13 protein-coding genes and 3 rRNA genes are annotated in these 26,243 nt (G+C 66.2%); 2 read left to right on the forward strand and 14 right to left on the reverse strand.

Going from position 1 to position 26,243, the window contains the following annotated elements; translation table 11 throughout:
- Nucleotides 1-7: 7 nt before the first annotated feature.
- From rrf to ASF21_RS00030, 6 genes are all read right to left on the reverse strand, one after another.
- Nucleotides 8-124, reverse strand: a 5S ribosomal RNA gene (rrf, locus tag ASF21_RS00005).
- A 270-nt stretch (nucleotides 125-394) separates the two neighbouring features.
- Nucleotides 395-3,550 (reverse strand): 23S ribosomal RNA (locus ASF21_RS00010).
- Between the two features lie 656 nt (nucleotides 3,551-4,206).
- Nucleotides 4,207-5,741: ribosomal RNA gene (locus ASF21_RS00015) — 16S ribosomal RNA — on the reverse strand.
- Together the 16S, 23S and 5S rRNA genes form the textbook arrangement of a ribosomal RNA operon.
- A gap of 464 nt (nucleotides 5,742-6,205) precedes the next feature.
- On the reverse strand, nucleotides 6,206-10,027 hold the full coding sequence (gene glgB, locus ASF21_RS00020) for a 1,4-alpha-glucan branching protein GlgB (RefSeq protein WP_055765115.1): 3,822 nt from the start codon (nucleotides 10,025-10,027) through the stop codon (nucleotides 6,206-6,208).
- Nucleotides 10,024-11,793, reverse strand: a complete 1,770-nt coding sequence (gene treS / locus ASF21_RS00025) for a maltose alpha-D-glucosyltransferase (RefSeq protein WP_055765119.1) — start codon at nucleotides 11,791-11,793, stop codon at nucleotides 10,024-10,026. The genes glgB and treS overlap by 4 nt, the downstream gene beginning before the upstream one ends.
- The gene (locus ASF21_RS00030; RefSeq protein ID WP_055765122.1) at nucleotides 11,793-13,832 is read right to left on the reverse strand and encodes an alpha-1,4-glucan--maltose-1-phosphate maltosyltransferase; all 2,040 of its coding nucleotides are present in this window, start codon (nucleotides 13,830-13,832) and stop codon (nucleotides 11,793-11,795) included. Before ASF21_RS00030 ends, treS begins: the two co-directional genes overlap by 1 nt.
- 131 nt (nucleotides 13,833-13,963) lie before the next feature.
- Between ASF21_RS00030 and glgP the strand changes: the two genes are divergently transcribed.
- The gene (gene glgP, locus ASF21_RS00035; RefSeq protein ID WP_055765125.1) at nucleotides 13,964-16,576 is read left to right on the forward strand and encodes an alpha-glucan family phosphorylase; all 2,613 of its coding nucleotides are present in this window, start codon (nucleotides 13,964-13,966) and stop codon (nucleotides 16,574-16,576) included.
- Between the two features lie 114 nt (nucleotides 16,577-16,690).
- On the opposite strand, the gene glgX is transcribed toward glgP, so the two are convergent.
- From glgX to ASF21_RS00065, 6 genes are all read right to left on the reverse strand, one after another.
- Complete coding sequence (gene glgX, locus ASF21_RS00040; RefSeq protein ID WP_055765126.1) at nucleotides 16,691-18,847, reverse strand: glycogen debranching protein GlgX; 2,157 nt, start codon at nucleotides 18,845-18,847, stop codon at nucleotides 16,691-16,693.
- Nucleotides 18,848-18,857: 10 nt separating this feature from the next.
- Nucleotides 18,858-19,841 (reverse strand): 23S rRNA (guanosine(2251)-2'-O)-methyltransferase RlmB, encoded by a 984-nt coding sequence (gene rlmB / locus ASF21_RS00045; protein ID WP_055765130.1) that lies wholly within the window; start codon nucleotides 19,839-19,841, stop codon nucleotides 18,858-18,860.
- A gap of 144 nt (nucleotides 19,842-19,985) precedes the next feature.
- Complete coding sequence (cysS, locus tag ASF21_RS00050; protein ID WP_055765133.1) at nucleotides 19,986-21,461, reverse strand: cysteine--tRNA ligase; 1,476 nt, start codon at nucleotides 21,459-21,461, stop codon at nucleotides 19,986-19,988.
- A 25-nt stretch (nucleotides 21,462-21,486) separates the two neighbouring features.
- Nucleotides 21,487-22,020 carry a 2-C-methyl-D-erythritol 2,4-cyclodiphosphate synthase gene (gene ispF / locus ASF21_RS00055; RefSeq protein WP_055765136.1) on the reverse strand — a complete coding sequence of 178 codons (534 nt, stop codon included), beginning with the start codon at nucleotides 22,018-22,020 and terminating at the stop codon, nucleotides 21,487-21,489.
- Complete coding sequence (gene ispD / locus ASF21_RS00060; RefSeq protein WP_235498534.1) at nucleotides 22,007-22,789, reverse strand: 2-C-methyl-D-erythritol 4-phosphate cytidylyltransferase; 783 nt, start codon at nucleotides 22,787-22,789, stop codon at nucleotides 22,007-22,009. Before ispD ends, ispF begins: the two co-directional genes overlap by 14 nt.
- A 70-nt stretch (nucleotides 22,790-22,859) precedes the next feature.
- Nucleotides 22,860-23,342: a CarD family transcriptional regulator gene (locus ASF21_RS00065; protein WP_028280415.1), complete on the reverse strand. Its 483-nt coding sequence runs from the start codon at nucleotides 23,340-23,342 to the stop codon at nucleotides 22,860-22,862.
- Between the two features lie 256 nt (nucleotides 23,343-23,598).
- On the opposite strand from ASF21_RS00065, the gene ASF21_RS00070 reads away from it, so the two are divergent.
- Nucleotides 23,599-24,129: a hypothetical protein gene (locus ASF21_RS00070; protein ID WP_055765139.1), complete on the forward strand. Its 531-nt coding sequence runs from the start codon at nucleotides 23,599-23,601 to the stop codon at nucleotides 24,127-24,129.
- A 71-nt stretch (nucleotides 24,130-24,200) separates the two neighbouring features.
- Here the strand turns inward: ASF21_RS00070 and ASF21_RS00075 are convergent, their stop codons facing one another.
- Together ASF21_RS00075 and ASF21_RS00080 are read right to left on the reverse strand one after the other, a co-directional pair.
- The gene (locus ASF21_RS00075) at nucleotides 24,201-24,881 is read right to left on the reverse strand and encodes a response regulator transcription factor (protein ID WP_055765141.1); all 681 of its coding nucleotides are present in this window, start codon (nucleotides 24,879-24,881) and stop codon (nucleotides 24,201-24,203) included.
- Nucleotides 24,878-26,131, reverse strand: a complete 1,254-nt coding sequence (locus ASF21_RS00080) for a sensor histidine kinase (RefSeq protein ID WP_055768798.1) — start codon at nucleotides 26,129-26,131, stop codon at nucleotides 24,878-24,880. Before ASF21_RS00080 ends, ASF21_RS00075 begins: the two co-directional genes overlap by 4 nt.
- Nucleotides 26,132-26,243: the final 112 nt, after the last annotated feature.

A 26,243-nucleotide genomic window follows, 5' to 3' on the forward strand; every position in this document is an offset into this window, starting at 1 on the left:
AAGTGTTGTCCGGCGGTGTCCTACTCTCCCACACTCTCTCGGGTGCAGTACCATCGGCGCTGTGGGTCTTAGCTTCCGGGTTCGGAATGGGACCGGGCGTTTCCCCCACGCTATGACCGCCGTAACTTTGTTTACCGTGTCCGWCCAGTGTCCTGCCCGGGGTCCGTGTCACCCCCCTTGGTGCCCGTGAGGGGTGTGGGGGTGGTGTGGTCCGGGTGGTGTTGGTGGTGGTAAGTCTGTGGTTACAACTGTGACAACTGTGCTGTATGGAGTTGTGGTGGTGGTTCCTGTTGTTGGTTGGGAACCGCATAGTGGACGCGTAGCATGTTTGATCTTCACTCACCCCTTGGTCAYCSTGTGATCATTGCTGGTCACGGGGTGCGGGGGTGGGTGTGTGGTGTAAGTTATCGGCTTATTAGTACCGGTCAGCTTCACAGGTCTGTAGTCCCTGCTTCCACATCCGGCCTATCAACCCAGTGGTCTGGCTGGGGGCCTCTCACACTCTAGGTGTATGGAAATCTCATCTTGAAGCAGGCTTCCCGCTTAGATGCTTTCAGCGGTTATCCCATCCGAACGTAGCTAATCAGCGGTGCACTTGGCAGTACAACTGACACACCAGAGGTTCGTCCGTCCCGGTCCTCTCGTACTAAGGACAGCCCTTCTCAAATTTCCTGCGCGCGCAGCGGATAGGGACCGAACTGTCTCACGACGTTCTAAACCCAGCTCGCGTACCGCTTTAATGGGCGAACAGCCCAACCCTTGGGACCTACTCCAGCCCCAGGATGCGACGAGCCGACATCGAGGTGCCAAACCATGCCGTCGATATGGACTCTTGGGCAAGATCAGCCTGTTATCCCCGAGGTACCTTTTATCCGTTGAGCGACGGCCATTCCACAATGTGCCGCCGGATCACTAGTCCCGACTTTCGTCCCTGCTCGAGATGTCTCTCTCACAGTCAAGCTCCCTTGTGCACTTACACTCGCCACCTGATTGCCAACCAGGCTGAGGGAACCTTTGGGCGCCTCCGTTACTTTTTAGGAGGCAACCGCCCCAGTTAAACTACCCATCAGGCACTGTCCCTGACCCGGATTACGGGCCGAAGTTAGATATCCAGAGTGACCAGAGTGGTATTTCAACGATGACTCCACGTGAACTGGCGTCCACGCTTCACAGTCTCCCACCTATCCTACACAAGCCACACCGAACACCAATACCAAACTATAGTGAAGGTCTCGGGGTCTTTCCGTCCTGCTGCGCGTAACGAGCATCTTTACTCGTACTGCAATTTCGCCGAGTTTATGGTTGAGACAGCGGGGAAGTCGTTACTCCATTCGTGCAGGTCGGAACTTACCCGACAAGGAATTTCGCTACCTTAGGATGGTTATAGTTACCACCGCCGTTTACTGGGGCTTAAATTCCCAGCTTCGTCCCACGCAAGCGTGAAACTAACCGGTCCTCTTAACCTTCCAGCACCGGGCAGGAGTCAGTCCGTATACATCGTCTTGCGACTTCGCACGGACCTGTGTTTTTAGTAAACAGTCGCTTCCCCCTGGTCTCTGCGGCCCTGATCCGCTCCGGTGAGCTAGTCACCATCACAGTTGGGGCCCCCCTTCTCCCGAAGTTACGGGGGCATTTTGCCGAGTTCCTTAACCATAATTCTCTCGATCGCCTTAGTATTCTCTACCTGATCACCTGTGTCGGTTTGGGGTACGGGCGGCTAGAACCTCGCGCCGATGCTTTTCTAGGCAGCATAGGATCACCGAATTCCCCCATACGGGGGTCCCATCAGATCTCAAGCACGGTATCTAAACCAGAACCACGGATTTGCCTATGGTTCGCCCTACATCCTTAGACCGGGACTACCATCGCCCGGCTCGGCTACCTTCCTGCGTCACACCTGTTAATACGCTTACCTCCCGAGATCAGGTCCCGCGATCCACAAAAAACCACGTCACCACAAGGGTGGGCGGTCATGCTTCTGGCGGTTAGTATCCCTCGATCAGTATTGGCGGTTCTTCGCCGGTACGGGAATATCAACCCGTTGTCCATCGACTACGCCTGTCGGCCTCGCCTTAGGTCCCGACTTACCCAGGGCAGATTAGCTTGACCCTGGAACCCTTGATCATTCGGCGGACGGGTTTCTCACCCGTCTTTCGCTACTCATGCCTGCATTCTCACTCGTGTAGGCTCCACCGCTGGTTTACACCGCGACTTCACTGCCCACACGACGCTCCCCTACCCATCCACACCCTTGAACCAAGAGAACAAGTCTCCGGCTTGGGATATATGTGAATGCCACAACTTCGGCGGTGTACTTGAGCCCCGCTACATTGTCGGCGCGGAATCACTTGACCAGTGAGCTATTACGCACTCTTTCAAGGGTGGCTGCTTCTAAGCCAACCTCCTGGTTGTCTGGGCAACTCCACATCCTTTCCCACTTAGCACACGCTTAGGGGCCTTAGTTGGTGGTCTGGGCTGTTTCCCTCTCGACTATGAAGCTTATCCCCCACAGTCTCACTGCTGCGCTCTCACTTACCGGCATTCGGAGTTTGGCTGACGTCAGTAACCTTGTAGGGCCCATTAGCCATCCAGTAGCTCTACCTCCGATAAGAAACACGCAACGCTGCACCTAAATGCATTTCGGGGAGAACCAGCTATCACGAAGTTTGATTGGCCTTTCACCCCTACCCACAGCTCATCCCCTCCATTTTCAACTGAAGTGGGTTCGGTCCTCCACGACGTCTTACCGTCGCTTCAACCTGGCCATGGGTAGATCACTTCGCTTCGGGTCTAGATCACGCCACTCTGGTCGCCCTATTCAGACTCGCTTTCGCTACGGCTTCCCCACACGGGTTAACCTCGCGACGTAACACTAACTCGCAGGCTCATTCTTCAAAAGGCACGCCGTCACAGAAACAAGTCTGCTCCGACGGTTTGTAGGCACACGGTTTCAGGTACTATTTCACTCCCCTCCCGGGGTACTTTTCACCTTTCCCTCACGGTACTGGTCCGCTATCGGTCATCAGGGAGTATTTAGGCTTACCAGGTGGTCCTGGCAGATTCGCACGGGATTTCTCGGGCCCCGTGCTACTTGGGATCCTCTCCAAACGGCATCACGCATTACGGTTACGGGACTAACACCCTCTCCGGCCGGGCTTTCAAACCCGTTCACCTATACGCATGCACTCATTTCACCAGTCCGGCAGAACTGGAACGGAAAGTCCCACAACCCCAGTGATGCAACGCCCGCCGGCTATCACACACCACTGGTTTAGCCTGTTCCGCGTTCGCTCGCCACTACTAACGGAATCACTATTGTTTTCTCTTCCTGTGGGTACTGAGATGTTTCACTTCCCCACGTTCCCTCCACGTACCCTATGTGTTCAGATACGGGTCACCCGGTCACTCGCGCGCCGGGCGGGGTTTCCCCATTCGGACATCCTGGGATCAAAGTTCGGTTATCAACTCCCCCAGGCTTATCGCAGATTCCCACGTCCTTCTTCGGCTCCTGATGCCAAGGCATCCACCGTGTGCCCTTAAAAACTTGACCACTAAGATCAAAAACATATCGAGAAAACCAGGCCCGAACACACACGCACCCTCCCCCAAAAGGAAAGACCACGCATCCACTCGAAACCAGATTTATCTTAGAAATTGCTTCTTTTTAAGATGCTCGCGTCCACTATGCAGTTCTCAACCAACAACCCCAACACACCCACACCCACCCCAACCAAGGGACAAGCACGGCATGCGCAGGAAAACCAGAAACAACCAAACCCCCACCCGCCGGCACCACACCCCCCACCAGACACACCCCCAGCAACCAGCCACCCACACACACCGAAGCGCATACAGACAACCACCACCAAGGCCACGCCCACCAAAGAACACAACACCACGACAGATAAGAGCCCTGTTATCTCAGGACCCAACAGTGTGCCAAACGATCAACCCGATACCACCCACCAACCTGAGCTTTCCACAACCAGAACACCCACGAACCCACCCCGAAGCCGAAACCCCAGAACAAGACCATGAACGAACCAATCCGTACTCACCAGCTAAGCAGGCACCACCAGGCACCTATCCGTTGATATTCCACCCATGAGCACCCACCGCGGAACAAACGCCCGCGCTATGGGCTGACTCCTGCGAACACCACCCCCACCACACAGGACGAGGACGGACATTCGAGGCGCTCCTTAGAAAGGAGGTGATCCAGCCGCACCTTCCGGTACGGCTACCTTGTTACGACTTAGTCCCAATCGCCGGTCCCACCTTCGACGGCTCCCTCCCACAAGGGGTTAGGCCACCGGCTTCGGGTGTTACCAACTTTCGTGACTTGACGGGCGGTGTGTACAAGGCCCGGGAACGTATTCACCGCAGCGTTGCTGATCTGCGATTACTAGCGACTCCAACTTCATGAGGTCGAGTTGCAGACCTCAATCCGAACTGAGACCGGCTTTTTGGGATTAGCTCCACCTCACAGTATCGCAACCCTTTGTACCGGCCATTGTAGCATGCGTGAAGCCCAAGACATAAGGGGCATGATGATTTGACGTCGTCCCCACCTTCCTCCGAGTTGACCCCGGCAGTCTCCCATGAGTCCCCGGCATAACCCGCTGGCAACATGGAACGAGGGTTGCGCTCGTTGCGGGACTTAACCCAACATCTCACGACACGAGCTGACGACAACCATGCACCACCTGTAAACCGGCCACAAGTGGCTGACACATCTCTGCATCATTCCGGTTCATGTCAAGCCTTGGTAAGGTTCTTCGCGTTGCATCGAATTAATCCGCATGCTCCGCCGCTTGTGCGGGCCCCCGTCAATTCCTTTGAGTTTTAGCCTTGCGGCCGTACTCCCCAGGCGGGGCACTTAATGCGTTAGCTACGGCGCGGAAAACGTGGAATGTCCCCCACACCTAGTGCCCAACGTTTACGGCATGGACTACCAGGGTATCTAATCCTGTTCGCTCCCCATGCTTTCGCTCCTCAGCGTCAGTTACAGCCCAGAGACCTGCCTTCGCCATCGGTGTTCCTCCTGATATCTGCGCATTTCACCGCTACACCAGGAATTCCAGTCTCCCCTACTGCACTCTAGTCTGCCCGTACCCACCGCAGATCCGGAGTTAAGCCCCGGACTTTCACGGCAGACGCGACAAACCGCCTACGAGCTCTTTACGCCCAATAATTCCGGATAACGCTTGCGCCCTACGTATTACCGCGGCTGCTGGCACGTAGTTAGCCGGCGCTTCTTCTGCAGGTACCGTCACCAACCCCGAAAGGCCAGCTTCTTCCCTACTGAAAGAGGTTTACAACCCGAAGGCCTTCATCCCTCACGCGGCGTCGCTGCATCAGGCTTGCGCCCATTGTGCAATATTCCCCACTGCTGCCTCCCGTAGGAGTCTGGGCCGTGTCTCAGTCCCAGTGTGGCCGGTCACCCTCTCAGGCCGGCTACCCGTCGTCGCCTTGGTAGGCCATTACCCCACCAACAAGCTGATAGGCCGCGAGTCCATCCAAAACCACAAAAGCTTTCCACCAACATGGCATGCGCCAGAAGGTCGTATCCAGTATTAGACCCGGTTTCCCAGGCTTATCCCAGAGTCAAGGGCAGGTTACTCACGTGTTACTCACCCGTTCGCCACTAATCCCCCCACAAGTGAGGTTCATCGTTCGACTTGCATGTGTTAAGCACGCCGCCAGCGTTCATCCTGAGCCAGGATCAAACTCTCCGTAAATGATTCACAGACACAACACGGAACCCCGGGAAAACGAGGAACCACGCTGCACAAAATTCGAAACCAGCCAAAAAAACCAGCCACCACACACRAARTGCGCGACAACCAGCAAATTCAACCAATCAAAAAACAATCGGTATCAACAAACTTGGCACACTATTGAGTTCTCAAACAACAGGAGCTACCGGCACCAAACACAACCAAACCGCTGCATTATCGCTCCGAAGCAACTTTTCAAGCTTACCCACACCGCTTCCGTTTCTCCAAATCGGCCGGTTCCCGTCTTCCCCGCGTCCCTGGTCCATTCCATGCGGAAAGAACGAGATCCTCGGTTCTGTGGTTGTCGGCCGGCCAGATGACGTCATCAGCGCGGATATAAACACTAACACCGGATCGTCCGGAAGTACAACAGCGGCGGATCGTCTCCCTCGAGATGATCCGCCGCTGCCCTGCCGAACCTCGGTCTAGGCGGTAGCCGGCTTCAGGTACAGCACTCCGAGCGGCGGCACGCGGACGTCCCCGTACGCCGGCTGGCCGTTGTGGGCACCCTCGTGCGCGGTGACGGAGCCGTCGTTCCCGACGCCCGATCCGCCGAACTCCTCCCAGTCGGTGTTGAGGACCTCGGTCCACTCCCCCGCCCAGGGCAGCCCCACGCGGAACCCCTCGTGCGGACCCCCGGCGAAGTTCGCGACGCACACCAGCGGATTGCCCTGATGGTCCCAGCGGATGAAGGACAGGGTGTTGTGCTCGCCGTCGTTCTCGTCGATCCACTGGAAACCGGCCGGCTCGTTGTCGCGTGCGTACAGTGCCGGGGTGTCCTTGTAGACCGTGTTGAGCGATCGCACGAGTTCCTGGACACCCTTGTGGGACGGCGTCTCCGTCAGCCACCAGTCGAGGCTGTGGTGCTCGGCCCATTCGGCTTCCTGGGCGAACTCGGAGCCCATGAAGATCAGCTGCTTGCCGGGGTGCGCCCACTGGAAGGCGAGGTAGGCGCGAACATTGGCGAGCTGCTGCCAGCGGTCGCCCGGCATCTTGCGCAGGAGCGAGCCCTTTCCGTGCACCACCTCGTCGTGACTGATGGGCAGCATGAAGTTCTCGGTGTAGGCGTAGACCATCGAGAACGTGGCCTTGCCATGGTGGTGCACCCGATTGATCGGGTCCTCGGAGATGTACTGGAGGGTGTCGTGCATCCAGCCCATGTTCCACTTGATCCCGAAGCCGAGTCCGCCGCTGCTGGTGGGACGGGTGACCCCGTCGAACGCCGTCGACTCCTCGGCGACCATGACGATGCCGGGGGCCCGCTTGTAGGCCGTGGCGTTGACCTCCTGCAGGAAGGAGATGGCCTCGAGGTTCTCGCGGCCCCCGAACTTGTTCGGACGCCACTGCCCTTCCTCGCGGGAGTAGTCCAGGTAGAGCATGGAGGCGACCGCGTCCACGCGCAGACCGTCGATGTGGAACTCCTCGAGCCAGTAGAGGGCGTTGGCGACGAGGAAATTGCGGACCTCGCGACGACCGAAGTCGAAGATCAGGGTCCCCCAGTCCTGGTGCTCTCCGAGGAACGGATCGCCGTGCTCGTAGAGGGTGCCGCCGTCGAACTTCGCAAGCGCCCACGCATCCTTCGGGAAGTGCGCCGGGACCCAGTCCATGATGACGCCGATACCGGCCTGGTGCAGCGCATCGATCAGGTACTTGAAGTCGTCGGGCGAGCCGAAGCGCGAGGTCGGGGCGAAGTAGGAGGTGACCTGGTAGCCCCAGGAACCGCCGAAGGGGTGCTCCGCCACCGGCATGAGCTCCACGTGCGTGAAGCCCTGCCAGGTCACGTACTCCACCAGCTGCTTCGCGAGCTCGCGGTAGCTCAGGCCCTGGCGCCAGGACCCGAGGTGCACCTCGTAGACGCTCATCGGGCCGTTGTGGGGATCGTTCGCCGCACGGGCCGTCATCCACTCGTCGTCGCCGAAGCTGTAGGTCGACTCGACCACCTTGGACCCGGTGAGCGGCGGGATCTCGGTGCCGCGCGCCATGGGGTCCGCCTTCTCGCGCCACTGCCCGTCGCTGCCGAGGATGTGGAACTTGTAGCAGGTACCCGCACCGGCCCCGGGGATGAAGATCTCCCAGATCCCCGAACTCCCGAGGGCGCGCATGGCGTTGACGCTGCCGTCCCAACCGTTGAAATCACCCATCACCTGCACCGATCGGGCATTCGGCGCCCAGACGGCGAACGACACGCCCTCGATGTCGCCCAGCACCGACGAGTAGTGGCGGACATGGGCGCCGAGCGCGGTCCACAGCGTCTCGTGGCGGCCTTCGCCGATGAGGTGCATGTCGATCTCGCCCAGGGTGGGCAGGAAACGGTAGGGGTCGTCGACCGTGACCGGCTCGCCCTCGTAGGTGACCTCGAGCCGGTAGTCCGGCACGTGGCCCGGGTTCTCCGCGGGCAGGGCGCCGACCCAGATGCCGTTGTGCTCATGGGTCAATTCCGTGCGTCCCGTGCCGGTGACGACGACGACGGAACGGGCGAGACGCCGCAGTGTCCGGATGGTGACGACGCCGTCCTCGCTGAGGTGCGCGCCGAGGACGGCGTGAGGCTGGTGGTGGACACCCTCCGACACCTGCTGGAGGGTGGCGGTATCGACACCCACGGGCTCGACGACCGCCGGTGGAGCGCCGGCGGCAGGCGAGGATGGCGTGGATGGCGTGTTGCCGGACTCCTTCGCCTTCTCGGCGATACCCGCCGTCGCATCCTTGGCCTTGTCCGCGACGGCCTTCGCGGTGCCGGCGACGGCCTCCGCGGCCTTGGCGGCCTTCGCGGCCAGGTTCTTGCCACCGGCGCCCTTCTCGGGGCCTGTCTTCTTCGAGGATTTCATGTCAGCTGCTTTCGTAGCGTCCGCGCCGGGCTGTGCAGCCAGGGCGCGTCGGACGTCGCGGACGGGCATCTCGACCCAGTCCGGCCTGTTGCGGATTTCGTAGACCACTTCGTAGAGGGCCTTGTCGAGCCAGAGTGCTCGGAACAGGGGGCCGTCGGTCTCGACGGGCGCACCGCTCTCCAGCGCATACCCCTCGAGGAAGGCGTGCCGTGCGGCGTCGGACCACTGCTCGGTCTCGAGCGCTTCGGGGGACCCGACGGGGGCCGCCCCGCGGGAGGCGGCCGCGTACTCGAGTGAGCGCACCATGCCGACGACGTCGCGGATCGGCACGTCGGGGACGCTCCGCTCGGCGGTCGGCCGCAGGGGCTCACCCTCGAAGTCGATCACGAGCCACGTGCCGTCCGGAGCCTGGAGCACCTGGCCGAGGTGGAGGTCGGCGTGGATGCGCTGGAGGGGCGGGATGTCCGAGAGGTTCCGGACGTCCCGGATGACGGCGTCGACCTCGGCAGCCAGCGGTCCGACGGCGTCGCCCGCCTCGTCCCAGGCCCAGCGGATCCGCTGCACGAGGGCGTCCTTGAACTCCTGCTCCTCGGTGGGGGTGGCGGTGCGGCTGCCGAAGGCGCCGTCGAGCTGGCGGTGGATGCGGGCGACGGCCTGGCCCAGGCCGCGCGCCTCCGCCGAGAAGTCGGCGGCCTCGGTCGCCGCGAGCGAGGCGGTCCGCCAGGCGTCGGTGCTGCCCTCCACGAAGTCCCGCAGGACGCTGACGTGACCCGTGACGTGGCGGCCGGGCTCGCCGTGCGCCTCCTGCCACGTCCCCGTGACCCACCCGAAGGTGTCCGGGGTGTCCGTGGATCCGCCGGCGGTGAGCTGTGCGCTGATCTGCACATCCGGGCTCTCGCCGGCGGCCAGGACCCGGAAGAACTTGACGATCATGGAGCCGGCGCCGGAGCCGTAGACCACCGACGTGTTGGACTGCTCACCCTGGAGCACCTTCACCGGCTGGGCGACCCCGGGTTCCTGGTGCTCGGGCGCCTTGACGACGACGCCGTCGAGGCGCCCGTCGGGCGTCGAGCGCGAGGCCAGGATGAAGTCGACCCAGAGCCGGACGAAGTCCGCGTCGTGGGTGGCGTCGTAGACCCAGCGGGTCCCGAGGGCGGGGTGCTCCACCTGGCCGATGAGCCCGGCGGCGGCATCGTCCAGCGGCGTGGCGCGGTAACTGATCGGCACGCTGACGACGTCGGTGCGGGGGCCGGACTCGACCGCGAGGAAGTGCACCTCGAACCCGGCGTCGCCGGACGGGTCCTCCAGCACGGTACCGCCGACGACGGTCACCTCGACGGACCGCCCCTTCGCGGGGAACCACCGCTGGGACGGGAGCCACTCGGTCAGGATCTCCGGGATGAAGGGGGTGTGCGTCGTCATGAGCGGATGGCCTCCGGGAGGGGGATGACAGGCATCGCCTGCGTGTGCGGCGAGGAGGTGTTGGAGTGTGCCGACCGGACACGCAGCCAGAAGAAGTCGTGGCTGCCGAGCGTCAGGGTGATCTCCCCGTCCTCGGCGAAGGCCGGGAAGATCGCTCCGCCGAAGAGATCGCGCAGGCCGCGGCCGGCGAACTCGGGCAGGCGCATCCGGGCAGCGACCGGGTGCTGCGACAGGTTGAAGATGCAGAGCACGGCTTCTGCGGGCTCGCCCTCCGCGTTCGGCTCCTCGACCTCGCGGAGGAAGGCGAGCACGTTCTCCGACTCAACGGGCACGTTGCGGTACCCGCCGAGGCCGAAGGCGGGGTGGGCCTTCCTGACGGCGAGCATCTGCCGGACCCAATGGAGCAGCGAACTGGATGTGGCCATCTGCGCTTCGACGTTCACGTGGTTGTAGTGGTAGACGAGGGACTGCACCACGGGAAGGTAGAGCTTTCCGGGGTCCACCGGGGAGAAACCGGCGTTGCGGTCCGGGTTCCACTGCATCGGTGTGCGGGAGGCGTCCCGGTCCTCGAGCCAGATGTTGTCCCCCATGCCGATCTCGTCCCCGTAGTACAGGAACGGACTTCCCGGCAGCGAGAGGAGCAGCGAGTGGATGAGCTCGACCTCCGCCCGCGAGTTGTCCAGCAGCGGGGACAGCCGACGACGGATGCCCACGTTCGCCCGCATGCGGGGGTCCGGCGCGTACCAGCCGAGCATCGCCTCGCGCTCCTCGTTGGTCACCATCTCGAGCGTCAGCTCGTCGTGGTTCCTGAGGAAGGTACCCCACTGGGCACCCGCCGGGATGTCCGGGGTGTCCCGCATCGTCTCGATGATGGGCGCTGCCTTCTGGTCGCGCAGGGCGTAGAAGAGCCTCGGCATGATCGGGAAGTGGAAGGACATGTGGCACTCGGGGCCGTCCTCGTCACCGAAGTACTCCACGACCTCGTCCGGCATCTGGTTCGCCTCCGCGATGATGACCCGGCCGGGGTAGTTCTCGTCGACCATGGCGCGGAGGCGCTTCAGGAACTCGTGCGTCTTCGGGAGGTTCTCGCAGTTGGTGCCCTCCTCCTCGAAGAGGTAGGGGATGGCATCCGCACGGAAGCCGTCGATGCCCTGGTCCAGCCAGAACTTGACGACGTCGAAGATGGCTTCCTGCACCTTGGGGTTCTCGAAGTTGAGGTCCGGCTGGTGGCTGAAGAAGCGGTGCCAGAAGAACTGGCGGCGCACGGGGTCGAACGTCCAGTTCGACTCCTCGGTGTCCACGAAGATGATGCGGGCGTCCTCGTACTTCTCGTCCGTGTCGCTCCAGACGTAGAAGTCGCCGTACGGGCCCTCGGGGTCGCTGCGCGATTCCTGGAACCAGTGGTGCTGGTCCGAGGTGTGGTTGACGGGCAGGTCGATGATGACGCGGACGCCGCGCGCGTGCGCCTCTGCGACGAGTCGCTTGAAGTCGCTGAGCGAGCCGAACTCGTCGAGGACGTCGTAGTAGTCCGAGATGTCGTACCCGCCGTCCCGCAGCGGGGACTTGAAGAACGGGGGCAGCCAGAGGCAGTCGACGCCGAGCCACTGGAGGTAGTCCAGCTTCTCGATCAGGCCGGAGAGGTCACCGGAGCCGTCCCCGTTCGCGTCGGCGAACCCGCGGACCAGGACCTCGTAGAAGACCGCCTTGCGGTACCAGTGGGGGTCGTGGGCCAGTCCCGGTGCGTTGAGCTGGAAGGGGTTGGGCACTAGCGCTGCCTCCTGATCGAGAGAATGTGTGCGGGCTCCACGTGTGCATCGAGGCGGACGTAGTTGTGCTCGCCCCAGGCGAAGGTCTGTCCCGTGATGAGGTCGTCCACCAGGAACGTGCCGTTCTCGTCGAGGTCCGCGGCGTCGAGCTCGAGCTTCGCGAGATCGAGCGACACGGTACTCTCCCGCGTGCTGTGGGGGTCCACGTTCACGACGACGACGATCGTGTCCTTGCCCTCCGCCGTGCGCTTGTGCTTGACGAACACGAGGGTGGCCGGGTCTGTGCTGCGGTGGATGCTGAGGTTCTCGAGGTCACCGAGCGCGGGGTGCGAGCGCCGGATGGCGTTCAGGCGCGTGATGAACGGTGCGAGCGAGCGACCCTCCGCCTCGGCGGCAGCGTAGTCACGGGGGCGGAACTGGAACTTCTCGTTGTCGATGTACTCCTCGGCGCCCGGGCGGGCCACGTGCTCGAACAGCTCGTACCCCGAGTACACCCCCCAGAGGGGGCTGGCCATCGATGCGAGCACGGCGCGGATCTTGAATCCGGCCGGTCCGCCGTACTGGAGGTACTCCGTGAGGATGTCCGGGGTGTTGACGAAGAAGTTGGGCCGGAAGTAGGCGGGCGAGACGTGGCTGATCTCGGTGAAGTACTCCTCGAGCTCCTCCTTGGTGTTGCGCCAGGTGAAGTAGGAGTAGGACTGCTGGAAGCCTGCCCGTCCCAGGGCATGCATCATCGCGGGGCGTGTGAAGGCCTCGGCGAGGAAGATGACGTCCGGGTGCTTCCTGTTCACCTTCGCGATCAGCCACTCCCAGAACTGGACCGGCTTGGTGTGGGGGTTGTCCACCCGGAAGATCTTCACGCCGTGCTCGATCCACATGAGCACGATCCGCAGCACCTCCTTCGACAGGCCCTTCGGGTCGTTGTCGAAGTTGATGGGATAGATGTCCTGGTACTTCTTCGGCGGGTTCTCGGCGTAGGCGATGGACCCGTCCACCCGGGTGGTGAACCACTCGGGGTGGCTCTGCACCCAGGGGTGGTCGGGTGAGGCCTGCAGTGCCAGGTCGAGGGCGATCTCGAGGTCCAGTTCCCTGGCGCGTGCCACGAAGGCGTCGAAGTCCTCGAAGGTGCCGAGGTCCGGGTGGATGGCGTCGTGGCCGCCCTCGGGGGACCCGATGGCCCAGGGCGAACCGGGATCGGCGGGACCGGCGGTGAGGGTGTTGTTCGGCCCCTTGCGGTGTGCGCGGCCGATCGGGTGGATCGGGGGCAGGTAGACGACGTCGAAGTTCATCGCGGCCACGGCGTCGAGGCGCCTGGTCGCGTCGCGGAACGTCCCGGACGTCCACTCGGCGGTCTCGGGGTCGTAGGTGGCGCCCTCCGACCGGGGGAAGAACTCGTACCAGGCGGCGCGGCCGGCGAGTTCCCGCTCCACGTTCAGGGGGTAGGGGGTGGAGGCGGTCACCAGGTCGCGGATGGGCTGGCGGGCGATCGCCTCGTGGATCTGTGGCGAGAGTCCGGCGGCCAGGCGCGCCTCGACTCCCTGCGTGGTGTCGGACAGTGCGTCGGCGGTCCGACGGAACAGTGCGGCATCCTTCGCCGGGCGCTCGGCCGCCGCGCGGGTGAAGAGGGCAGCACCCTCCGCCAGCATGAGTTCGACGTCGACACCGGCCGCGATCTTGATCGTCGCGTCGTGCTCCCAGGTACCGAAGAGGTCGGACCAGCCCTCGATCGTGAAGGTGTGCAGCCCCTTGGTGCGCGGGGTCAGGGTTCCGGCCCAGCGGTCGAGCCCCGCCCCGACGGGCGTCATGCGGACGCGCTGCACCTCCTTGCCACGGGGGTCGTGGAGGACGGCGGACACGCCCAGCTGGTCGTGTCCCTCCCTGAAGACCGTGGCACCCACGGAGACGTCCGACCCGGGGATGGCCTTCGCCGGGAAACGGCCGTCCTCGACGACCGGGCTGACCGCCGTGATGGGGATGCGGCCAAACCGCAGTCCCTCCGGATACTGGGCATTTCGGTTCTGCTCGCTAGTGGTCGTCACGGGTACGACGTTAGCGAGTAATGGCCCGAATTGCTAAGGGAGCTTGGCGTAACACGCGCGCCATCGAGTATGACGCAAGCGTTTACGCCCAACCCTCCCCACCGCTTGGCAAGTGCGCTAGCGTAACCGGGGTGAAGGCAATCCGCAGATTTACCGTCCGTACCGTCCTCCCCGAGAAGATCGCGCCGCTCGGCAAACTCGCCGGAAATCTGCGGTGGTCGTGGCACCTGCCGACCTCGCGGCTCTTCGAGGAGATCGACCCTGCAGCCTGGGCGGAGAGCGGCCACGATCCCGTTTCCTTCCTCGGTTCGGTCACCCGCGAGAAGCTCGAGCAGCTCGCCGGCGACGACGCCCTGGTGCAGCGGATCCAAGCGGTCGGCGCCGCTCTCGAGAACTACCTGACCGAGCCGCGCTGGTACCAGTCCCTCGGCGACGACGCGCCCCGCAGCATCGCCTACTTCTCACCGGAGTACGGGATCAGTGCTGTCCTCCCCCAGTACTCCGGCGGCCTCGGCATCCTCGCCGGTGACCATCTGAAGTCCGCGTCCGATCTCGGCGTCCCCCTGGTCGGGGTGGGGCTGCTCTACCAGGCCGGCTACTTCAAGCAGTCGCTCTCGCGTGACGCATGGCAGCAGGAGACCTACCCCGTGCTCGACCCGGACGGGCTCCCGCTGACCCTGCTCCGAGAGGAGGACGGTTCCGCGGCGACCGTCGTCCTGCCCCTGCCCAACGGACGCCAGCTCTCCGCGCACATCTGGCGCGCCGACGTCGGCCGCGTCCCCCTCCTCCTGCTCGACTCGAACGTCGCCGGGAACGACGAGGCCGCCCGGAACGTCACCGACCGCCTCTACGGCGGCGGCGGGGACCAGCGCCTGCAGCAGGAGTTGCTGCTCGGCATGGGCGGGGTGAAGGCCCTGCGCATCTTCCAGCGCCTGACCGGCATGCCCGCTCCCGAGGTCTTCCACACCAACGAGGGCCATGCCGGCTTCCTCGGCATCGAGCGCATCCGCGAACTGATGGACCCGGCCAACGAGTCCCCGATGAGCTGGGAGGAGGCCCTCACCGCGGGCCGTGCCTCGACCGTGTTCACGACGCACACCCCGGTCCCCGCCGGGATCGACCGCTTCGACCGCTCGCAGATCGAGCACTTCTTCCACGCCGGCCTGGCTCCTGCCGTCCCGACGGACCGGGTGCTCGCGCTCGGTGCGGAGAACTACGCCGACGGCGATCCCGCCAAGTTCAACATGGCCGTCATGGGGCTGCGCCTGGCCCAGCGGGCCAACGGTGTGGCGAAGCTGCACGGGGAGGTCTCGCGCGGCATGTTCTCGGGCCTGTGGCCGGGCTTCGACACCCGCGAGGTGCCCATCTCCTCCGTCACCAACGGCGTGCACGTGCCGAGCTGGGTCGACCCCGAGATCGCCGACTTCGCCCGCTCCACCTTCGGTGCCGAGTCGATCCTCGATCCGCAGTGGAACAAGGTGTACGACGTCCCGGACACCGACATCTGGGCGTTGCGCCGCAGTTTGCGCTCCAACCTGGTGGACGACGTCCGCCAGCGCCTGCGGTCCTCCTGGAAGAAGCGCGGGGCCGCCGATGCGGAGCTCACCTGGACCGACTCCGTCCTGGACCCCGACGTGCTGACCATCGGCTTCGCCCGGCGCGTGCCGACCTACAAGCGCCTCACGCTCATGCTGCGGAACCCGGCCCGACTGAAGGCCCTGCTCCTGCACCCCGAGCACCCCATCCAGCTCGTGATCGCCGGCAAGTCGCATCCCGCCGACGAGCAGGGCAAGCGCATGATCCAGGACCTCGTCCGGTTCACCGACGATCCCGAGGTGCGCCACCGCATCGTCTTCCTGCCCAACTACGACATCGCGATGGCCCGGACCCTCTTCCCCGGCTGCGACGTCTGGCTGAACAACCCGCTGCGTCCGCTCGAGGCATGCGGCACCTCCGGCATGAAGGCCGCCATCAACGGTGGGCTGAACCTGTCCGTCCTCGACGGCTGGTGGGACGAGATGTACGACGGCGACAACGGCTGGGCCATCCCGACCGCCAACAACGGCGCCTCCGCCGACGAGCGCGACGACATCGAGGCCGCCGCCCTGTACGACCTCCTCGAGACCCAGGTGGGACCGCGCTTCTACTCGCTCGTGCCGGCCGAGGGAGCAGGAGCGGCAGGCCCGTCCGAGCCCTCCCGCGACGGCGTGCCGCACGCGTGGATCGCCATGATCAAGCACACCATGGCCACTCTCGGGCCGGCCGTGTCCGCGGAACGCATGCTGCAGGACTACGTGGAGAAGCTGTACCGGCCGGCCTGGCGGGCGGGCCAGGAAGCCGCCGCCGACCAGTTCTCGCTCGCCAAGCGGACCGCCGCCTGGCGTTCACGCGTCCAGGGCAGCTGGCCCGCTGTGCAGGTGGAGCACGTCGATTCGACGGGCGTGTCCGAGGACCCGCAGATCGGTGATTCACTCACCGTCAACGCGTACGTCTCGCTCGGTGGTCTCGACCCCGACGACGTCGCGGTGGAGGTGGCCTACGGCCGCGCACTGGACAGCGACGAGCTGAGCGACGTCACGGTCGAGGACCTCGACGTCGCCGAGAACCTCGGCAGCGGACGCTACCTGTTCACGGGTGGGATCCGGATCGACCACTCCGGGTCCTTCGGCTACACCGTGCGGGTGCTGCCCAAGCACACGACCCTGGCCACGAAGGCGGAACTGGGGCTCGTCGTCAACGCCTGACCGGCGTCCGGCCGGCGGCCAGGAACGACGAAGCCCGGGACCTCTGGTCCCGGGCTTCGTCGCTTCCGGCAGCGTCGTCAGGTGTCCCGTCGCGTACCGACGCGTCCGGGCCGGTCAGCAGCGGTAGATGCGGACCGAATCGGCAGCGACGACATCGGCCTCGCCCGAGCGGAGCCGGCCGTCGCCACCGCCACCGCCACCATCGGCCCCGGCACCGTGCACCCGCGGGTCATCGCCACCGGCGGAGTCGAAGGTACGGCTGAACCAGCGCGGCTGCTCCCCCTCCACACCCTGGCCCTGCAGGATCCAGGCCGACGGCAGGTGGATGCGCGCCGGCTCGAGCGACCCGTTGATGACCACCAGGCCGTTGATCGTGCCGCCCGTCGATCCGAGGAGGAGCTGCACGGTCCGGGTGGAGGGGTCGTTCCACTCGTGCGGCGTCATCGGCAGTCCGGCGGCGTTGAACCACAGCAGCGTCGACTGGTCGCCCCGGGACGGGAACGTCGGGGGCTGGCAGGCCAGGAAGTCCCGCCGGATGGCGAGCAGGGTCCGGGTGGCGTCCAGCATGCGGCGGGAGGCGGCGTCATCGGGCCAGTGCACCCACGCGAGCTCCGTGTCCTGGCAGTAGGCATTGTTGTTGCCGCCCTGTGTCCGTCCGAACTCGTCGCCGGCGGTGAGCATCGGCACCCCGAGGGAGATGAGCAGCGACGCCATGATGTTGCGGGCGCTGCGCTCACGGGCTGCGAGGATGCCCTCGTCCTCCGTGCGCCCCTCCGCACCGTGGTTGTAGCTGCGGTTGTCGTTGTGGCCGTCCCGGTTGCCCTCGCCGTTGGCCTCGTTGTGCTTGCGCTCGTAGGCCGTCAGGTCGGCGAGTGTGAAGCCGTCGTGCGCGGTCACGAAGTTCACGGAGGCGAGGGGACTCCGGCCGGACGCACCGAAGGTGTCGGCCGATCCGGCGAGGCACCCTGCGAGCCGTCCGGGTGAGGAGGCCGCCCCGCCACCCGTCAGGGATGCGATGTCCCGCAACCAGAAGTCGCGGACCGTGTCGCGGAAGCCGTCGTTCCAGTCCGCCCAGCCGACCGGGAAGCGCCCGGTCTGCCACCCGTCGGGACCGATGTCCCAGGGTTCGGTGATCAGTTTCGTCCCGCGCAGCACCGTCGACGCCCCGGCGGCGACGAGGAAGGGATGCCGCGGGGTGAAGGCGTTGCGCTCGTCCCGTGCGAGGGTGACCGCGAGGTCGAACCGGAAGCCGTCGATGCGGCACTCCTCCGCCCAGTACCGCAGCGAGTCGAGGGCGAACTCGACGACGCGCGGCTGGGAGAAGTCGAGGGTGTTCCCGCAGCCGGTGGTGTCCAGGTAGCGTCCGGCGTCGTCGTGCCGGTAGTAGTCGCGGTCCCCGAGACCGCGCCAGCACAGGGCGGGCCGATGCTGCTCACCCTCCGCGGTGTGGTTGTAGACGACGTCGAGGATGACCTCGAGGCCGCCCTCGTGGAGCGCCTTCACCATGCCCTTGAACTCGTCGAGCACGGCAGCGGGGCCGGCGGTCCGGGCCGCCGCCGTCGCGTAGTCGGTGTGCGCGGCGAAGAAACCCAGGGTGTTGTAGCCCCAGTAGTTGCTGAGGCCGAGCGGCTCGAGGTGCGGCTCGTCGATGTGGAAGTGCACCGGCAGGAGTTCGACGGCGGTGACCCCGAGCTCGCGCAGGTAGGTGACCATCGCCGGATGGGCCAGCCCGGCGTAGGTGCCGCGGAGTTCCTCGGGGACGTCGGGGTGCAGCTTCGTGAGGCCCTTGACGTGCGCCTCGTAGACGACGGTGTCCCGCCAGGCCGTGTTCGGGCGCTCGCTCGTACCCCAGTCGAACGCGTGCTCGAGGAACACCGAGTAGTAGGCACGCGAGTCGGCTTCCCCGGCCGCGTCGGTGCCGGGCGCCCCGACGGTGTCGATCGTCTCGATGGCCCGCCCGTAGGGATCGAGGAGCAGCTGCGCCTCGCCGATGGCGCCGGGCAGGTCCTCGCCCGTGGGCCAGAACGCGTACAGGGCACCCGGATCCACCGGCCCCACCACGCCGTGGTGCACGCCGCCGTCGAGCCCCACCAGCGTCTCGGACGTCCACGACCCGTCGCCACGGCGCCAGTGCACGTCCATGGACGGGATGCCGGGGGCCCAGACGGCCGCGTTGGCGTGGGCATCACGCTGCTCCCCCCGCCTGATGGCGTGGAGCCCGAGGGGGAACTCGCGGGAGGCGCGCGGAAGCTGCCGTGCCGGCTGGGTCATCGTCGGGCGATCAGGACGAACGCTGGCGTGACACCTCGTACAGCGTGATGCCCACCGCCATCGACGCGTTGAGCGACTCCATGGCGGAATCGATGGGGATGGAGACGATCTGGTCGCAGTTCTCGCGCACGAGGCGCGAGAGGCCCTTGCCCTCTGATCCGACGACGATGCAGATCGGGTCGCGGCCGAGGGACAGCTGGGGCAGGGACACGTCGCCGTCGCCGTCGAGACCCAGGACGAAGATGCCCTTGCCCTTCATGCTCTTCAGGGCGGCGTTCAGGTTGCCGACGCGCGCGACCGGCACCCGTACCGCGGCCCCCGCACTCGTCTTCCACGCCGATGCGGTCACGCCGACCGAGCGGCGTTCGGGGACGATGACCCCGTGGCTGCTGAAGGCGGAGGCGGAACGGATGATCGCGCCGAGGTTGCGGGGATCGGTGATGCCGTCGAGGGCCACGAACAGCGGCGCGTTGCCGATGTGTCCGCGGCGGTACTTCTCGATGGTCTCGTCCACCAGGTCGAGGGCGTCGGCGTACTCGTAGGGCGGGATCTGCAGCATGAGGCCCTGGTGCACCGCGCCGTCGGTCATGCGGTCGAGCTCCGGCTTGCCGGTCTCCATCACGGGGATGCCCCGCTCGGCGGCCATCTTCAGCGAGTCCCGGACGCGGTCGTCCATCTCGATCCGGATGGCGACGTGGAGGGCCTTCGCGGGGATGCCGGCACGCAGCGCCTCGACCACCGAGTTGCGGCCGGTGACGGCTTCTTCGGCCGCCTTGCCCTTGGTCCGCCCGGTCCCGGCGCCCTTGCCGCCCGCGCGCTTGGCGGCGGACCGCTCGGCGAGCTCCTTGCTCTTGTACGCCTTGTGGTACGGGCGGTCCTCCGCCTTCGGCGTGGGGCCCTTGCCCTCGAGGGACTTGCGCCCGTGTCCGCCGGTGCCGACGGAAGGGCCCTTTTTCGACTTGCGCACCGCGCCTGGACGTCCGTGACTGACCATGGAACAACACCTTTAAATAGAGGAAGAATCGCCTCCAGTTTACCGGGCGGCGGCGCCTTCCCTCTGCGCGCGGCCGGGCGGTGGTCACGACTCCGGCGCGAGGCGCCCCGGGACGGCGGCCCCGGCTCCGCCGACGTCCTCCGGTCAGTCCTCCGGCCGGTCCTCCGCCAGGGACCAGCGCGCCCCGTCCGCCGTGTCCTCCAGGACGATCCCGGCGCCCGAGAGCGCCTCGCGGATGGCGTCCGCGCGCGCCCAGTCCCGCGCCGACCGGGCGTCGAGGCGTTCGGCGATGCGGTCCCCGACGAGCGCATCGAGGGCCTTCGTGAGCGCGGCGTCCGCCCCGCCCGCACGGGCGTCCCCGGCGTCGTCGAGCCCGAGCACCCCGGTCATGGCGACAACGGCGGAGAGGGCCGCCCCCACCGCGGCGTCATCACCCGAGGCGAGCGCGGTGTTACCGCCGCGCACGGTCGTGTGGAGGACGGCGAGGGCCTGCGGCACGTTGAGGTCGTCATCCATGGCGTCGGCGAAGGCCGCGGGCAGGTCCGCCGCCCGGACCTGCTGCACAACGGGCGCGCCGACCCGGGCAGAGGCCTTGCCGATGAATCCGTCGATCCTGGCGACCGCCGCGGCAGCCTCCTGCAGCGACGTCTCGCGGTAGTCCAGCACGGAGCGGTAGTGCGCCTGCCCGAGGTAGTAGCGCACCACGCGGGGGCCAGCTGCGTCGATCATCTCCTGCGGACTCACGGTGTTGCCGAGGGACTTGGACATCTTCTCCCCCTCGAAGGTGACCATCCCGTTGTGCATCCAGAACCGGGCGAAGGCGTGCCCCGCGGCCTGCGACTGGGCCATCTCGTTCTCGTGGTGGGGGAAGCGGAGATCCAATCCGCCACCGTGGATGTCGAACTCCGTGCCGAGGTACTTCGTGACCATGCTCGAGCACTCGAGGTGCCAGCCGGGCCGCCCCACCCCCCACGGACTGGCCCAGGACGCCGTCACCGGGTCCGACTCCTTGGCGCCCTTCCACAGCGCGAAGTCGCGAGGATCCCGCTTGCCGCGCGGATCGGCGTCGGGCGCGGCCTGCATCTCGTCGATGTCCTGGCGCGTGAGGCTGCCGTAGGCCGGCCAGGAGCGGACGTCGAAGTAGACGTCCCCCGATCCGTCCGGCGCCGGGTAGGCATGGCCGCGGTCGATCAGGAGCTGGATCAGCGCATGCATCTCGGGGATGTGGCCCGTGGCGCGCGGCTCGTAGGTCGGCGGCCGGACACCGAGTGCGGCGTAGGCACGCTGGAACTCCTGCTCGAAACGGTAGGCCAGGGCCCACCACGGCTCGTCCTGGACGACGGCCGGATCGGCATCGGCAGCGCCCCCGCGGAAGGAGTCCCGGGACTTGGCGAGGATCTTGTCGTCGATGTCCGTCACGTTCCGGACCACGGTGACGCGCAGGCCGCGGGCCTCGAGCCACCGGGTGAGCTGGTCGAAGGCGATCGCGGACCGCACGTGGCCCACGTGGGGCATGCCCTGCACGGTGGCGCCGCAGTAGTAGAGGCTCGCCCTGCCCGGTTCGAGGGGTTCGAAGGGACGCACCTCGGCGCGGGCGGTGTCATGGAATCGCAGGCTCACCGGTCCAGATTACCCGCCGGACCCCTCAGGCCCCCGCGGTGTCGCCGGGCACCCGGCCACCGGACCGCACGACGACGGCGGTCGCGATCGCGGCGATCCCCTCGCTCCGTCCGGTGAGGCCGAGCCCGTCGGTGGTGGTCGCCGAGATGCTGACCGGCGCCTGCGCGGCGTCGGACATGGCCGCTTCCGCCTCGGCGCGGCGCGGCGCGAACTTCGGCCGGTTGCCGACGAGCTGGACGGCGATGTTGCCGATGTCGAAGCCCGCCGTCCGGACGATCCGCGCGGCCTCGGAGAGCAGCGCGTGCCCGGAAGCGCCGGCGTACTCGGGCCGGTCCGTGCCGAAGTGGCTTCCGAGGTCACCGACGCCGGCAGCCGAGAACAGGGCGTCCGCAGCCGCGTGCGCCACGACGTCCCCGTCGGAGTGGCCGCTCAGCCCCCGTTCGCCCTCCCAGAGGAGGCCGGCGACCCACAGCGGCGCCGGCGCGTCCTCGGGGGCGAACGCGTGGACATCCACGCCGATCCCGGTGCGGGGAAGGTGGAGGTGCTCACTCAGGTACATCGGTACTCCTGCCGGATGGGGAAGGGTCTGCTGCACCGCGGCCGTCACGCCTGAGCGCCAGGACGGCCTCGGCCACGGTGAGGTCCAGGGGGGTGGTCACCTTGAACGCGAGGGGGTCGCCGTCGACCACGCGGACCGGCACGCCGAGTGCCTCCATGAGCATGGCGTCGTCCGTGATGCCCGGATCCGCGGCGGCGGATCCGTTGTGCGCCGAGCGCAGGGAGGCTGCGGCGAAACCCTGCGGTGTCTGCACGGCGCGCAGGCCGGCGCGGTCGGGGGTGGACTCGACGACGTCCGCGCGGACGACCTTGATGGTGTCCGCCACCGGCACCACGGGGATCACGGCGGGGGCGCCCGCGCGGACCGCGGCCGCGACACGCTGGAAGACCGCAGGAGGAGTGAGGGCGCGGGCGGCGTCGTGCACCAGCACGATCTCCGCCGCCGGCGGGAGTGCAGCCAGTCCCGCGCGGACGGAAGCGACCCGCGCCGCGCCACCGGGGACCGAGGTGATCCGGCAGCCCCGTGGTGCGGCGCCGGCTGCGGCCTCCACGACGGCGGCCAGCACGGTGTCCCCGGGCGGCAGGACCACCACCACGGCGGCGGCCACGCCCGAGGCGGACACGGCGTCCAGCGCGTGCTCGAGCAGCGTGCGCCCACCGCACAGCACGCGGGCCTTGGGGATGCCGTGCCCGAGGCGCTGGCCGGTCCCAGCTGCGACGACGATCAGGCCGACGACGGGCGGGGCGGGCTGCTGCAGGTTCGGTGGCACTCCGTCACCCTATGACAGGGCAAAGAAAAAGAGGGACCCGGGGGTCCCTCTTCGACGATCAGTCCCGCTCCTAGGAGGCGAGGACCTCGTCGAGGACGCTGGCGGCCTTCTCTTCATCGGTCTTCTCCGCGAGTGCGAGCTCGGAGATGAGGATCTGCCGCGCTTTCGCGAGCATCCTCTTCTCACCGGCCGACAGTCCGCGGTCATGGTCGCGACGCCAGAGGTCCCGGACTACTTCGGCGACCTTGATGACGTCGCCGGAGGCGAGCTTCTCGAGGTTCGCCTTGTACCGGCGCGACCAGTTGGTCGGCTCTTCCGTGAATTCGGCCCGCAGGACATCGAACACATGCTCGAGGCCTTCCTTGCCCACCACGTCGCGGACCCCTACGAGGTCGACGTTCTCTGCTGGTACTTCTATGGTCAGATCACCCTGTGCCACCTTGAGCTTGAGATACATCTTCTCTTCGCCCTTGATGACGCGCATCTTGATCTCCTCGATCTTCGCTGCGCCGTGGTGAGGGTAAACAACTGTTTCGCCAACCTCAAAAACCATGTGGACTTTCCCCTTTCCCGCGAGTCAGTTTATCACGGCAACGACACGCCGATGGCGCGTTTTCGCAGGTCAGACGGCTTGAACAGGGCGAATTGACTATCATTCGCCTCTTGACGGAAGGGGCTTTTGGTGCTGCTGCAGCATTCGGGCGGCCGCAACGGACACCACGGTTGATGCTCGTAGCCGATAGTCTGTCCTGTAGGTCCGCATCGGATTCCGTCCCTGTCCCACCTGTTGAGCCCCAGGAGTTTGTGCCGTGAAGAGTGCACCGAAGAACCGAGTGCAGCGGTCCGTCGCTGCCGGCGCCGTGTTGCTGATGCTGGGGGTCTCCGGCTGCAGCTTCACCGCTGAGCAGTCGACGACGACGCAGTACGCCGCATCGGACGGCATCGTGAAGGATCTCGGGCCCGTGCTCATGCGCAACATCCTGATCGTCGGCCGCGATGACGAGACGGCGGGCCGCCTCGTGGGCACGATCTTCAATTCGGGCGACGACCCCGTGAACCTCTCGATCAGCGCCGGCGGTGCCTCCACGAGCTTCACGATCGAGGGCCAGGGCCAGATCAAGCTCGAGGACGAGACCTCGGACGACGCCTCGCTCGAGGGTGTCGACGACATCCCGGGCTCCCTCGTCGACGTCGACTTCGAGGTGAACGGCGACCAGGCGACGTTCGAGGTGCCCGTGCTCGACGGGACGCTCGAGGAGTACCGCGAGTTCGTCCCCGGCGGCTACACGCCGCGCCCGAGCGAGCCTGCGGCCACCGAGGAAGCGTCCGAAGGCGAGTAGGCGGATCCTGCCGACGACACTGCTGCCCGCCTCCGGACCATCGGAGGCGGGCAGTTCTGCGTCGTGCCCCCTCAGGGCTCGTACTTGTACCCGAGTCCCCTGACGGTGATCAGGTAGCGCGGATTCGAGGGGTCGGGCTCCACCTTCCCGCGCAGGCGCTTCACGTGCACGTCGAGCGTCTTCGTGTCCCCGACGTAGTCGGAACCCCACACGCGATCGATCAGCTGGCCACGGGTGAGCACCCGGCCGGAGTTGCGCAGCAGCATCTCGAGGAGCTCGAACTCCTTGAGCGGCAGCGCCACCTGCTCGCCGTCGACGCTCACCACGTGCCGCTCGATGTCCATCCGGACGGGGCCCGCCTGGATGGTGTTCGAGATCAGTTCCTCGGGCTCACCCTGCCGCCGCAGGACCGCACGGATGCGGGCGACCAGCTCGCGGGACGAGTAGGGCTTGGTGACGTAGTCATCGGCACCGAGCTCCAGGCCCACCACCTTGTCGATCTCGGCGTCCTTGGCGGTCAGCATGATGACCGGGACGCTCGAACGCTGGCGCAGCTGGCGGCAGACCTCCGTCCCGGACAGCCCCGGCAGCTGGAGGTCCAGCAGCACGAGGTCGGCACCGGAGCGGTCGAACTCGGTGATGGCGTCGAGGCCGTTGTCCACGACCGACACCTCGAAGCCCTCCTTGCCCAGGAGGTAGGACAGCGGGTCGCTGAAGGACTCCTCGTCCTCGACGATCAGAATGCGGCTCAAGCCTTGACTCCCTGCTCATGGGCAGCGGCGCTGCCCTTCTTGCCCGACGTCGTGTCGGAAACCTGGACGCCCGGGGCATCGGTGCCCGACGTCGTCCCGTGGCCGGGTGCACCGCCGTCCTCCGGGTTGACCTCCATCTCGGGCAGCCGGACCGTGAACGTGCTGCCCTGACCGGCCTGGGACCACACGGTGACCTCTCCGCCATGGTTCGCGACCACGTGCTTCACGATGCTGAGGCCGAGGCCGGTCCCTCCGGTCTGGCGGGACCGCGCGGCGTCGATGCGGTAGAAACGCTCGAAGATGCGCTCCTGCTCCTCGGGCGTGATGCCCGTGCCCTGGTCCGTGACCGAGACCTGCACCAGTCCGTCGCGCGACCGCACGCCCACGCCGACCCGCGTGCCCTCGGGCGAGTAGCGGATGGCGTTGTCGATCAGGTTGCGGAACGCCGTCATCAGCAGGTCGCGGTCGCCGTACACGGGCGCCTGGACGGTCCCGCCGACGACGATGTCGATCTGCTTGCTCTCCGCGGGCAGCTTGTTGCGGTCCACCGCCTCGGCGATCACCGCGTTGACGTCCACGGGCTTGCCGCGGCGGACGACGTCGGCGCCCTGCAGACGGGAGAGTTCGATGATGTCCTGGACGAGCGCGGAGAGCCGGCCGGACTCCTTGTGCATGCGCTGCGCGAACCGGCGCACGGCGACCTCGTCCTCGGCGGCGTCGTCGATCGCCTCGGCGAGCAGCGAGATGGCGCCGACGGGGGTCTTGAGTTCGTGGGAGACGTTCGCGACGAAGTCGTTGCGGATCTCCTCGCTGCGGGTGATCTCCGTCCGGTCATCGGCAAGGATCAGGATGTACTCCGCGCCGAGGGCCGCGACGCGCACCTGGACGACGATGGTCCCCTGCCCCAGCGGACCCCGCGGGAGCTCGAGCTGCTCCTGCTCGATCACGCCGTCGCGCCGCACCCTGGAGGTGAGGTCCAGCAGCTCCGAGTGCACCACGGTGTACCCGCGGACCAGGCCGAAGGCGTAGGCTGCGGGGCTGGCCCGGACGACGCCGTCGATCGCGTCCACGATGACATAGGCGCGGCCGATGATGGAGAGGACCTCGGCGGCGCCGTCGGGCAGCGAGGGCTCGTCCTCGTAGAGCAGCCTGAGCCGCTGGGCCTCGCTCGCACGGAAGGCCGCCATGCCGCTCACACCGAGGGCTAGGCCGACCAGCCCGGCCACGAGCGTCAGGAGAAGGGGGTCCACGGACACAGCTTATGCCGTTCACTTTCCGGGCCGGCCTCATCCGGTGGCAATGGCTGAGGGGTTCAACTAACGTTCACACAATGCGGGGAAACAGTTCACCGACGGCTGGAAG

Origin of the sequence: Arthrobacter sp. Leaf234, assembly GCF_001422665.1 — a bacterium.
Classification (GTDB): Bacteria; Actinomycetota; Actinomycetes; order Actinomycetales; family Micrococcaceae; genus Arthrobacter_D.